The organism is Mucilaginibacter roseus, assembly GCF_021215455.1.
Taxonomy (GTDB): Bacteria; Bacteroidota; Bacteroidia; order Sphingobacteriales; family Sphingobacteriaceae; genus Mucilaginibacter; species Mucilaginibacter roseus.
The window spans coordinates 560,133-572,903 of the sequence record NZ_JAJPWV010000001.1; the positions used below are offsets into that span (position 1 = coordinate 560,133).

The 12,771-nt window shown below is 41.2% G+C and carries 13 protein-coding genes; all 13 read right to left on the minus strand.

Annotation, left to right across the window (positions count from 1 at the left end; translation table 11 throughout):
• Positions 1–2 precede the first annotated feature (2 nt).
• The gene (locus LT679_RS02470; protein WP_232175334.1) at positions 3–743 is read right to left on the minus strand and encodes a hypothetical protein; all 741 of its coding nucleotides are present in this window, start codon (positions 741–743) and stop codon (positions 3–5) included.
• Between the two features lie 35 nt (positions 744–778).
• Positions 779–2,068, minus strand: a complete 1,290-nt coding sequence (hisD, locus tag LT679_RS02475; RefSeq protein WP_232175335.1) for a histidinol dehydrogenase — start codon at positions 2,066–2,068, stop codon at positions 779–781.
• A 92-nt stretch (positions 2,069–2,160) separates the two neighbouring features.
• Positions 2,161–3,012, minus strand: coding sequence for an ATP phosphoribosyltransferase (gene hisG / locus LT679_RS02480; RefSeq protein ID WP_232175337.1), 852 nt, complete (start codon positions 3,010–3,012; stop codon positions 2,161–2,163).
• A 270-nt stretch (positions 3,013–3,282) separates the two neighbouring features.
• Entirely contained in the window at positions 3,283–4,245 is a 963-nt protein-coding gene (locus LT679_RS02485; RefSeq protein WP_232175338.1) for a hypothetical protein, read from the minus strand.
• 23 nt (positions 4,246–4,268) lie between these two features.
• Positions 4,269–5,156, minus strand: a complete 888-nt coding sequence (locus LT679_RS02490) for a hypothetical protein (RefSeq protein WP_232175339.1) — start codon at positions 5,154–5,156, stop codon at positions 4,269–4,271.
• A gap of 10 nt (positions 5,157–5,166) precedes the next feature.
• The gene (locus LT679_RS02495; RefSeq protein ID WP_232175340.1) at positions 5,167–6,120 is read right to left on the minus strand and encodes a hypothetical protein; all 954 of its coding nucleotides are present in this window, start codon (positions 6,118–6,120) and stop codon (positions 5,167–5,169) included.
• 17 nt (positions 6,121–6,137) lie between these two features.
• A complete protein-coding gene (locus LT679_RS02500) occupies positions 6,138–7,010 on the minus strand; it encodes a hypothetical protein (RefSeq protein ID WP_232175341.1) in 873 nt (290 codons plus the stop codon).
• 10 nt (positions 7,011–7,020) lie between these two features.
• A complete protein-coding gene (locus tag LT679_RS02505) occupies positions 7,021–7,965 on the minus strand; it encodes a FimB/Mfa2 family fimbrial subunit (RefSeq protein WP_232175342.1) in 945 nt (314 codons plus the stop codon).
• A gap of 12 nt (positions 7,966–7,977) precedes the next feature.
• Positions 7,978–8,844, minus strand: a complete 867-nt coding sequence (locus LT679_RS02510; protein WP_232175343.1) for a hypothetical protein — start codon at positions 8,842–8,844, stop codon at positions 7,978–7,980.
• An 8-nt stretch (positions 8,845–8,852) separates the two neighbouring features.
• Positions 8,853–9,788: a FimB/Mfa2 family fimbrial subunit gene (locus LT679_RS02515; RefSeq protein ID WP_232175344.1), complete on the minus strand. Its 936-nt coding sequence runs from the start codon at positions 9,786–9,788 to the stop codon at positions 8,853–8,855.
• 27 nt (positions 9,789–9,815) lie between these two features.
• Positions 9,816–10,694: a hypothetical protein gene (locus tag LT679_RS02520; protein ID WP_232175345.1), complete on the minus strand. Its 879-nt coding sequence runs from the start codon at positions 10,692–10,694 to the stop codon at positions 9,816–9,818.
• Between the two features lie 57 nt (positions 10,695–10,751).
• Positions 10,752–12,251: a hypothetical protein gene (locus LT679_RS02525; RefSeq protein ID WP_232175347.1), complete on the minus strand. Its 1,500-nt coding sequence runs from the start codon at positions 12,249–12,251 to the stop codon at positions 10,752–10,754.
• A gap of 16 nt (positions 12,252–12,267) precedes the next feature.
• Positions 12,268–12,759 carry a D-glycero-alpha-D-manno-heptose-1,7-bisphosphate 7-phosphatase gene (locus LT679_RS02530; RefSeq protein WP_232175349.1) on the minus strand — a complete coding sequence of 164 codons (492 nt, stop codon included), beginning with the start codon at positions 12,757–12,759 and terminating at the stop codon, positions 12,268–12,270.
• Between the last annotated feature and the right edge of the window lie 12 nt (positions 12,760–12,771).

Here is a 12,771-nt window from a genome sequence, read left to right on the forward strand (position 1 = left end):
GGTTATTTAAGAGTTAAACCGGAAGAGAAGATATATCTCTTTCCATTAAATTGAAAAATAATTTGGCCATTAGATGATTGAGGTGATTCAAAGTAACCCCCATCATCGGTTTCAATAAAATCATTAAATAAATAATGGCTCGTTGTTTTAAGTGTCAGAGGGTCAAACATCGCGGCGAAAACACGATTGTTAGTGCCTGCTTCTGATACTTTCCAGTAATAGATCTTTTGATTGATGATTGCCGGGTTAGCAAACCAGCCAAAGTCTTCAGCTTTGTTATTGAGGCTGATCTTATTCCCTTTATTCAAGATGATGAAATCACCTATGTTAGCGAATATCGATTTTTTATAACAGTTATTACCAACCACTCCATCCTCATTTTCTTTGTCGGTCAGTATGCTTTTACCATCAATCACCAAATACAAATAAATGTCTTTCGAGATTTTCTGTATTCCGTATTGCTGATCAATGGTGTCCAATAGTTTATTATCTTTTTTTACAACGGCATATGTGCCATCTCCCAGTCCAAAATCAAAGTAGCCGGTATCAGCAACTATAAAATTATCAATCAGTTTGTAAGGCTTAAAAATAGTATCCTCAACTGCGGCGACTTTAATAGTATCTGTTTTTGACTGCGCTGGAGTAGTGTCAAATAGCAAGCTATCCGATGGTGCACTTGTTTGCTTGCCTTTGCAGGCCGCAAATAATACCAAGCTCAAAATATAGATAATGTATTTATTCATCTTTACTATCAAAAGTCCTCCCTTACGGGGAGGATTTAGGAGGGGTTATACCTTACACCAACCGCATTAGCATGCGCATGCAGGCCTTCTAACTCGGCCAGGGTTTGCACCGCCGGACCAATATTTTGCAAACCATCAGCCGTGATGTGCTGAAAGGTTATCTTTTTAACAAACGAATCAACTGAAACACCTGAATAGGCTTTGGCATAGCTACTTGTGGGTAGCGTATGGTTGGTTCCGGATGCGTAGTCGCCCGCGCTTTCGGGTGTAAGGTTGCCCAAAAATACCGAGCCTGCGTTTATGATGCTGCCGGTTATTTCCTGCCATTTTTCGGTAGCTAAAATCAAGTGTTCTGGCGCGTACTGGTTGCTGAAACTCATGGCTTCGCCGAGGCTTGGGGTTACTACGATGTAAGAGTTATCAATGGCCTGGCGGGCAATTTCGGCACGGGGTAATACCGCTAATTGTTTCTCTACTTCCTCAGATGCTGCTGCGGCAATTTCTTGAGATGTGCAAACCAGTACAGCCTGGCTGTCAATACCATGCTCAGCCTGGGCTAAAAGGTCAGCCGCGATGAATCTCGCATTGGCGGTATCGTCGGCAATCACCAATACTTCAGAGGGCCCGGCAGGCATATCAATAGCCGTTGTGGTGGTTGATTGTATAATGGTTTTGGCCTTGGTAACAAATTGGTTTCCCGGGCCAAATATCTTATCAACCTTTGTGATGCTTTCTGTACCATATGCCATTGCCGCGATAGCCTGCGCGCCGCCAGCCAGAAATATCCTGTCGATACCCAGCATTAGTGCCACGTAGGCGATAAACGCGTTCACCTTGCCATTTTTTTGCGGCGGAGAACACACGATCAACTCATGGCAACCGGCAATTTTAGCGGGAATGCCCAGCATCAAAAAAGTGCTTGGCAATACGGCAGATCCACCGGGAATGTATAAGCCTACCTTTTCAATCGGGCGCAACTCGCGCCAGCAGGTTACACCGGGCATGGTTTCCACCTTATCCTCAGCTTTTAACTGCGACTCATGGAACCTATAGATATTTTGGTAGGCAATATCCAATGCCGCTTTTTGCTCAGGCAATACGGTGGCGGCTATTTCCTCCAGCTCATGCTTGTTGAGGTAAAGCTTGTCAAGCGTTACTTTGTCAAAACGGTTGGCATAGTCATACAGGGCACGGTCGCCATGCTGCTGTACGTTGCTGATAACCTCTTCAACAATGGTACGTATTTCATTAGCCGGGTCAACGTTGCGTTGCACCAGTCGAGCTATGTCCTGTTTGGTTAAATCTGAATAGTTGTAAGTCTTCATAAAACCTCTCCCCAGCCCTCTCCAAAGGAGAGGGAGTTTTATACCACCTTATCAAGTCCTCCCTTATGGGGAGGATTTAGGAGGGGTGGCGCCTAAAATATTATCTTCTCAATCGGCAATACCACTATGCCCTGGGCGCCGGCCTGTTTCAATTGGCTTATGCGGTCCCAAAAATCACGCTCGGGTATTACGGTGTGTACTGCTACCCAGTCGCTTTCAGCAAGCGCTACTACCGATGGGCTTTTTACCCCAGGTAACAACGCTGTAATGGCATCCAGGTTTGCTTTTGGTGCGTTAAGCACTACGTACTTGGTTTCTTTAGCGCGTAATACTGATTGTACACGCTGGATCAGTTCCTGTATCAGGTCGTTATCTTCTTCACCTTTACGGCCGATCAATACCGCCTCGCTGCTCATTACATCGGCAAAGGGTTTAAGGCCATTGCTTTTTAGCGTTCCGCCGGTTGATACCAAATCGCATATCGCATCGCTTAAACCTAAACCCGGCGAAATTTCAACCGAGCCTGATATGGTGCGGATGTCGGCTTCAATATTATTACTTTGCAGATACTTGTTCAGGATGACAGGGTAGGTGGTAGCGATGGCCTTACCATTCAACGATGCCAGGCTACTGATATCGCTGTTGTTTGGTATGGCTATCTTAAGCGAGCAACGGCCAAAGCCCAAGGGCTGCAGGTAGGCTACGTCAACCTCGGTTTCCTGTATAACGTTTTCGCCTACAATGCCCAGGTCGGCAATGCCATCCTGTACATACTCAGGAATATCGTCGTCACGCAAAAAAAGTATTTCAAGCGGAAAATTCGATACCGGTGATATTAATGAGCTTTTATAATTTTCAAAGTTAAGGCCGCAGTTTTTAAGCAGCTCAACAGACTTTTCATTTAGCCGACCCGATTTTTGGATCGCTATTTTTAGTGTTTTCACAAAATAAAATTAAGGGTAAATAAATAAACGGGGGTGCTGTTATTTCACGTAGAAACATACATTATCTAATATCGCCATGGTGGCGATGATGCAGATGAAGATGATGTAGTTTGTAACCGTTCATTTTTAATATATAGTAGTACTATAGATTTTGAAGTGCTGCAAATATATACAGTAGATCATAAAATCAAAATTATATGTGAATTTTTATGAAAAAGAGAAAGCCCTTCCGGATGGTGGAAGGGCTTTCACTTTCAATTAAACGCTTGCTTAAAATGATTTATAAACAATATTGCTGTTCCATGTGCTGTCAACTTTAACATTCGTACCTGTGGCGGTGCCGTTTCCGCCGAATAAATTTCCGGTTAAAAGCGTTATCTGGTTAGGGTTACATGTAACGTCGGTAAGCGCTTTTGAAGCTATTACCTTGTTGTTGGCATCCACCGCTTCAATGGTTATATTGTGCTTGCTGTTGGCATCAACCAATGCATAAGTGGCAAAACGCAGGTTGCTTTTTCCGGATAAACTGCTGGTAATAGTAAAACGTGCACCTGCGTCAGCACTATTCAGGAGGTCGTCCACGCCGTAAGGTTCTGAACCCCAGTTGTAAACATGCTTTGCCGGTGACACGCGCGTGTATATATATTTAACGTTGCTTGGTATAGCATCTTTAATATGCAATTGTACCTGGGCTACTACACGTTCAAGTACTATGTTAAGCGACTGGTTTGATTGGCCCACCGTAAATGCCATACTTTTGGCAAATGTTTCTCTGAATAGGGAAGGATAAAAACTGGTGTCATAGTAAAAAGCGATGCTTGAGTTGCCTGAATGGACAAGTGTGCCATACACTGCACCTTCTTTTTCTTGCCTGCTAAGCCCACGCGTGTCATCGTTTAAGCCGGCTGCGCAATAAATTGTATAGTTGCCGGGTTGCAATTTTACCTTTATGCTGCCATCGGTAGTGGTTATATAATTGCCTACCTCGGCTCCGGTACTGTTTAATATAAACCGGTGAAATACACGGTAAAATTTATAGTCATTATCCTCTCGTATAGCCGTATCTCCAACTGCGTTGGTTTTTATACCCGAATAATCTTTAGAGAAACCGGATACTGTAAAATTTACTTCATACTCCTTGTTATTATCAGATGGTGTGGGTTTTACATCTTTTTTACAGGATGCAACGGTAGTTAGTATGGCAATGGCTATAGTATTGTAAATTGCTTTCATGTTTTAAAAATTGCAGGTTATTATTAATATTCTACCACTGTAGTGTCGTTACCATACAACTCATTATAGGTTACGGTAAAGCCCTGTTCTCCATAAGCACCTTTAAACACATTGCCCGATAGTATAGTACGTGTGTTAGGATAAATCATCACGCTATCTATCACCTTGCCGTATGTTCCAAATATTTTATTACTTACGGTTACTACCACTTTAATTGGTTTTACAGTGTTGGTAACATAAGTTTTGTAAGTGTAGTTAGTGATGCCGAATAATGAAGGCGCTATGTTTTTTGTTTCACTACGACGGTAGGGCTTACTAATATCGGGCGTGCCGTTGTTCAACAACAGGCTGTAATCGTTTTCCAAACTATATTGTATTGATAAAGTCTCATCATCAATAGCATCAAGAAACTTCACTTCCAACTGGCCGTTTACACGTTGAAGGTTAATATTTTGGGTTACAGTAGATGCCGTTACAGTAAGTTCAAATTTTTGATAGAAAGTGTCGCTGCCCAGCGCAACTATATGTTTAGAGTCATATTCCGTCGGCTTATTTTTAGTAGCTACCAGTACAACAGTATACGTTCCGGCAGCAAAGCCATCAGTTATCTTTCCAAAATTTGGCGTGGTACTGGTTTGTATCAGCGAGGTTACTAATTTATCATCGCTATTAAAAACATAATAGGCTAAAAAGGTGGCCAAGTCTGCCAGGTTAGCCGGGGTATTGTTCAGTTTTTTAATTTTAGACGAGCGTTGCAGGTTTTGCTCGTCGGCATCAATACCGATATTGAAATTAACTTCATATTTTTTACCATCATTATCCGGATCAGGCTTCGACGGGCTTTTGCCATCCTTTTTACATGCCGCGAAAAGCAAAAAGAGCAATGGGAAAATTATATAAATCTTTTTCATTCTTGATAGACTAAAATGATTGATTGATCACGTTTGTATTCCAGGTGGTATCAACCTTTAAACCGAGGTTGTTAAATAATTTACCCGAAAGCACGGTTATACTGTTAGGGCTCAAAGGCACATTCTGTATGGTTTTTACCTTGCTGTCGTTTGTTTCTTTAAGCCGGTAGCCTATTTTTACATCCCTTATAGTATTGGGCTCAACTAAAAAATACGATACAAACTTGCGGCCTTTTTGGGAATACAATGTGTTGGGTATATCATATTCGCAACTCAAGCGGGTTTTTTCACGCCACGCAGTACCTTTAAAAATAAACTCATCAGATAGTGAATCCACACCAATAGAAATTAAATCGATGTTATCAGGTATCGCATCCTTAACTTCAACTATAACTTTGGCAACTATACTTGTTAATTGTACCGTAATAGGCGTTGTACTGGTAGTTGAAACCGTAAAGTCAACTTTCTTGAAAAATGATTCGCGTGTGAATGGTTGTATCCCATCATAATTTCCATAATGCAAGGTTCCTACATCAGGCCCGTCTGCAGATGTGTAAGCGCCAACGGCATCGTACGTTTGTCTTGGGTCATTATATGGGTTAAAACCCTCTGTGTTATCATTCAAAGAGCTAAAAAAGTATGCTGTATAGTGGCCTTCATTTAATTCGAGCGATATGTTGCCTGTGGATGTATTTACATATTTAACCGCGACTTGATATCCGGCATCATTACATACGTATACAGATACGCTTCTGGAGAGTGGATACCTACCGTAGGTTGGATAAATAAGCGAATCGCCTAACGCGTTTGTTTTAATATTTTGGTATTGCTGCGTAAAGCTGCTAACATTAAATGCTACCTGGTATTTTTTACCGTTGGTACTTTGTGGCGAAGGTTTATTATCTTTTTTACAGGCCGATATAATAATACATGCCAGAGTTAAGCTAAAAAATATTTTTTTCATGATTGCAGGTTCAATGGTTAAAACTCAATTTGAGTTGTATCCGCATAAGTTGCGTAGCCAACTCCAAAATTGCCTGTACCTAAAGGTTCAGATAATTTGCCCGAGAGTATGGTACGGGTGTTAGGCTTTATAATAACATTATCAACGGTAATAATTTTAACAGGCGTATTGGCTTGGTTTAACGTAGTGATGGTTACGCTAACAGGGTCCGCGGTATTGGTAACATATGTGCCAAAGGTAAAATCTATATGGTTGGTTACGCCTTTAACGTAATTATGTGTGTATGATGATTGCGTGTTTGGTAAACCGGTAGATAAGAGCAATTCACGATCATTATGTATATCGAATTTTATAACCCTTATATCCGGTGTAATTTTATCGAGAACTTTTATTTGTAATTGCCCGTTTACGCGTTTTAAATCCAGGTTACGGGTAACCCCGGCGTCAGCAATAGTGAAGGTATATTTAGCATAAAATAATTGTTGCCCCACTGCTTTAACCTTTGTGGCATCAAAAAAGGCGGGTGCAGTCTTTGTGGCAAAAACAATAAGGGTGTAAGTACCGTTGCTAAATTCGTGGTTTATTAAGCCAAAATTCGGGTTTGTGCTGTTTTGCGTTACCTCATTTACCAGCTGGTTGCTGCTGTTGTAAACGTAATAACTTAAAAAGGAGACGGCTTTAGCAAGGTCAACGGCTTCATTGTTGCGCAATTTACCCGAAGGTGTAACGCTTAACTCGCTGGCACTACTAACCTCAATACCAACATCAAAACTTACATGATATTTTTTTCCATTATTGTCCGGATCGGATTTCGACGGGCTTTTGCCGTCTTTTTTGCATGATGCGAAAAGCACAACCAGCAAACTCGTCAGTATGTAAATCTTTTTCATGTTCGAGATATTAAAATGATTTGTTGATCACGGTTGAACTCCAGGCGGTATCAACTTTAACATTATTGCCCGACGGGCCTGTAGCGCCACCAAATAAATTGCCACGCACCAGCGTAATTTTGTTAGGACTGCAAACAACGCCTGTAATGATTTTTTGCGCATATAACGTACTGCCCGAATATGCTCTTATACTTACGGTATGAGTACTGTTTGGCGGTACCAGCATTTGCACGTCTGCGGTTATATCATTGCGCTTGTTTTGTGCAATCCCAAAAGATCCTCCGCTACTGACTAATTCATGGTACACTTCAGGACTGTTGCTGAATTTGTTATACGTTGAATCTATACCAACATCAATACGGGTTACCGCGGTAGGTACGTAATCCTTTATGTTTACCCGTAGCCTGCTGGTTATTCGTTGCAAGGTTACGTTTTGAGTTTGGTTGTTTTGCGGAACGCTGAAGTTCACCTCTTTAAAAAATATATCTTTCGATAACTGCATAGGGCCAAATTCGGTATCCAATTGATATACGTAATAATAGTTGCCGTCACTTTCCAAGTCAACTATTAAATTATAGCTAAAACGGCCTTCACTGTAGTAAGTCTCTTTCATGCCGGTAAATACCGCTTTGTAGTTGCCCTGTGGTAAGATTACCGAAAACTGCCCGAGGTTGCCTCCGTATACCGAAGTTGCGCCCTTATAAACTTCTTTTTCCTGACTATCAAAAATATTGAGGCGTATCGCGTCGGTTGTGGTGTCAAGTATGGCGTTAATTTTTAAGCCCTTAGTTACTGATGATGGATCAACATCCGTAAATTCCTGCGAAAAGCCTGTTGCATTAAATTTTACTTCGTATTTTTTGCTGTCGTTGGGTGTGTTTTCGGGCGCTTTATCTTTTTTGCACGCTGTAAATACCAGGGCTGCAAGTATGGTTATAGTAAGTATTTTTTTCATGAGATGGCTGTGTTAAAATTCAACAATTGTTGTGTCGGTCTCAAAGGCTTGATCGTAGCTTGCGTTAAAACCGGCGGAGTTAACATCAAACAAATTACCTGATAGTACCGTGCGTGTATTAGGCATCACCTTTACGCTGTCAATAACTACTTTTTTACCTGTTGCAGAATTAATTATTACCCTAAGGTTTCTATCGGTGTTGGTTAACGATAGCAGGAAACTATAATTTGTAGTACCAATCAAATTAGTGGGTATCTTTTTTACATAGCTCCTTAAATAGGTGGGATCGCCCGGTAAGCCGTCAGCTATATTTAAAGCCCTGTCAGTACTTACTTCATAGCTTATGCTGTTGGTCCCTTGTGGTATGGCATCCAATATTTTGATTTCCAGTTGGCCATTGCGGCGCTCCAGGTTTATATTTTGCGTTACGGCGGAGTTGGTTACCGTTAGCGTGAACTTTTTATAAAAGTTATCTCTGCCTATGGCTACAAAATGTTCATCGTTATACAACGTAGGCTTTCCATCTGTAGCTAATAGCATTACGGTATAGGTGCCCGCCTGTAAATTATCATTTACCGAACCAAAGTTTGTCAGGGTGCTGTCCTGAACGTAATGGCTCACCAGCTTATTCTGAGCGTTGTAAACAAAATAAGCTAAAAATGAAGCAACGTCCGATATGTCAATATCTGCATTGATTTTTTGCCCGCCTGCTGATTTTGTGCTGATTGTTTTGCTGCTGGCATCTATACCAACGTTAAAACTTACCTCATAAGTTTTATTATTGTTGTCCGGATCAGGTTTCGACGGGCTTTTGCCGTCTTTTTTGCATGATGCCAGAGCAATACCAAACAATGCGCAAATATAAATTACCTTTTTCATAGCCTTTGTTAGAATGATTGATACAGAATGTCTGAACTCCAGGTTGTGTCGGCCTTCACGTCAACGGCGTTGTTGTTTGTGCCATTACCCCCAAACAGATTGCCCGATAGTACAGTGATTTTGTTTGGATTGATTGTGATGTTCCTGATCGCTTTTGTTGCGATTATCTCCTGGCGTATGTTATACGCCTTTAAGCTTAGGCTGATGGTGTTGTTTGGGCCACTTAAAAGCTGCTTTGTAATTGTATAGTTTAAAGTGCCTGCTGAATTATTGAAATAGTAACGGTCCCAAAAGGCAACATCAACATATTTATCTGACTTTAAAGGCAAACCATCTTTTATCTGCATCGCGCTGTAAACGGTATCGATAGTTAAAATTAGGGTAGATGCATTTGCCGGTATTGCATCCTTTATAATAATTTTTAAACCGGCAACCACCCGTGTCAGATCAACAGTGTTTGACACATCGTTGTTACTTACCGTAACTGATAATCGCTTGTAAAATGTTTCCCTGAACTCGCCCCTGTCAACGTTTGTGCCACTATAATAAATATAACCAGTATTCAATTGGTCCTTGTTTGGATAACCGAAATTGTTGATTAGACTTAAGTTAATAAATACAAAGGTGTATGTGCCTGAAGGTAGCTGGTATGATATATTCGCGTAGCTGCCATCAATACCTCTTCTAAGAGTTGATTCACGGTAAAGTTTACCGTTACTGTCATATATAAATACTCGAATTTGATTGCTTTCTATTGCTTGTATAGCGAGTGCGTTGTTTTTCAAATCATTGGTTTGAGTGTTGGCATATTCAACACTAAACGCGTTAAAAGTAAAGTTAACGTTATGAAGTTTGCCATCACCTACAGGTGCAGCCGGTTTATCCTTTTTGCACGATGAAAATGCCAGCAATAGTAATGCGGCCATTTTAAATATATTTTTCATTACAATGTGTTTAAGGTGAGTGTAAAATTAAAAGCCAACAGTGTCGGCAACAGGTTCCCAGTCGTTAAATGTGAAATTAAATACGCCGCTTGGGTTAGAAAATATCTTTCCGGATAATATAGTACGCTTGTTTGGCAGGCACTTTACGCCGTTAACCGTAGTGTTTGTAAACACATCACTGCCAATGTAGCTGGTTATATTAACATTTATCCTACTGACTGTATTTAACACATAAGTTGTAGCCACAAAATCGGGCTTGCCTTGATAGTCGGTTGTTAAATAGGTTTGTGTGAATGAGCCTGGTGAGTTGGATAATACACCGGTAGGTATGTCAAAACCATAGTCGTTGGTTATGTTTAATATAATGCGCGATACTTTATTTGGTACAGTATCCAATATTTTAACCTGCAGCTGGCCTACAATTCGTTGCAGATTTACTTCTTGATTTACTGCGGTTGTAGCATCAACCTTTAGTGTAAATCTTTTGTAGAACACTTCGCGCCCGACACCAAATATTTTATCATCTTTTATATTAGGCTCGGCGCTTGCAGCCCAAACAACAACCGTGTATTCACCAGTCTTAAAGCTGTCTGCAAGTTTGCCAAAGTTGGGTTGATTACTAAGTTGTATCAATGATCCCAAAATTTTTCCTGAAGCATCGTACACACGGTATTGCAAGTAGGTGGCTATCGACTTAATATCAACAAGAGCATTGGTGGTTAAGCCGTTTTCGTTTGGTGCAATACCTACTACTTTTTGGCTGTCGGCATTAATACCAACATTAAAATTAACGGTGTACTCCTTATTATCGGGTTCCGGATCAGGTTTTGACGGGCTTTTGCCGTCTTTTTTACAAGAGAGCACAGCAAGCCCTATTAATGCAAAAAGGTAAAAGGTTTTTTTCATGGGTGAAAATTTTTGTAAAGATAGTTATTAAATTAATAACCAATACTTTAATTACCGTTAAGGCTTTTCCATCAGATAGATCGCGCCATCATCAAACCCATAAAGTTTTTTTACACGAAATTGTTTTTCAATGTCAGCAATGCTTATTAGTTCAGCATTAGCCATGGCATTGAACCAAACCAGGTAGAACTTTTTTTGCTGCGAGAATTTGGCAACGTCAGCAGTGAAAAATTTTTGCGGAACCAGTTTAGCGTGGCCGCCGGTAAAAAAATATACAGCCTCATCAGCATCGGAGTAAACGGGGATGCCGGGTTTGTATATATGCTTGTTCTTTTTCTGGAAGCTTATAAAAGGGGAGGTGTTCCAGTCGTCATCGCTATAGCCCGGCACGCCGTATTCAAATTCATCGTCATAGCGTTTCAGGTCAATAAGCGTAAGGTTGTACAGAAAACCTGCCATTATAATAACGGCCACGGCAGCCATCCATTTACGACTGTTGTTTTTAAAGGCAACAATAGCACCCGGTACCCAATCGGTGCAGGCTAATAATAACGGCACATACATAGGCGATAGAAGCCTCGAATTCAATTGCTCAAATCTTGAAACCGAGGCTATCACTAATATAAACGTAGCGTAAACTATTGCGAAGCTTAAAAATATGGTTTCGTAACGGTTTATCTGTTTTTGCTTCACCTGCCAGATGAAACGAGCTGTCAAAGCAATTAAAATTAGTGCACTTAACATTGCGCCGTAAGAGTAGGCGGCTTCGGTAAGGCCAAGCCAACCGCAAATAGTAACACCAAAATAATGCAGGTTTTCGCCAAACGTGGTTACTGATGGTTTGCGGGTACCCGTTGAATAGCCGGATGAAAAATAGTTAACCAGCAGGTTAATTATCAATGGCAATAACCCTGCAAAGCCAAATAGGGTAATATGTACAAAACGTTTTTTAAGCTCAGGTTTGGCATTTGCCAATATCATCAGGCATCCGGTAGTTATAACCGTAATGCCGGCATATCGGGTAATACAACATAAACCCGCAACCACCGCGACGTACAATAAATGTTTTATTCGCGGTGAATCTAAGTATCGCTTAAAAAAGGGTACAAAAAGGATGGTCAGGAAAATGAATAACGTTTCTGACCATAAATAGCTGTAAATCTCAAGCAGGGCAGGGCTAAGCAATATGGCCGCTAACACCAGCCATTTATATAGTACAGAAGGCTTTTTAAACCTGCTGATGCAATAGCCTGTCAACAGCAAAACCCCGCCAAAAAGTAGTCCGTTGATTACCGGCCCGGCCTTTATAGCGTCAACTCCGAACAGAAAACTCAAGCTCAACACCGCCGGGTAAAACACCGGGAAAAAGGTAAGGGGAGAGCCATTAAAAGTAATAAGGTTGCCGTGCTTGTAAATGCTTTCGGCAGCGCTGGCATACATAATGGAGTCGGGCGATATACCGACTCCGCTGTATTTTGTAAAAAAGTAAACCGCAAAGTAACCCGCTATAGCGAATAACAGCGTATCGAGATGTTTTAAATAGCGGGTTTTCGGCATTTGTGAATAACTCCGATTAGTTTATCAAATGTAACACGGTGCTTATCGGCTGGTCGCTATCAATCAATATACCCGTAACGCCCGCCAGTGTGCCTGCCTCAACATCGCGCTCGCGGTCGCCAATAAAGTATGATTTTGACGGATCGATATTATATTTCTCAATGCCTTTAAGCAACATGCCGGGTTTGGGTTTACGGCAGTCGCAATCACCCGTAAAATTGGGGTGGTGCGGGCAATAGTAAAAATCGGTAAATGTTACGCCGTGTTCACGGTAAACTTCGCTCAGGTGTTGGTGCATTTTGCCGAGTTCGTCCTCAGTGTACCAGCCTTTAGCTAAACCGCCTTGGTTAGTAGCTACAATAAGCAAGTATCCTCTGTCCTGAAGTGTCTTTAAGGCTTCAAAGTTGTCCAGCACATGGAAATCTTCCAGACGGCACACGTAATCGCCCATCTCTTTGTTTAACACACCGTCGCGGTCGAGGAATACTGCTTTGTTCTTTTCTTGCATTTGTTTTAAATT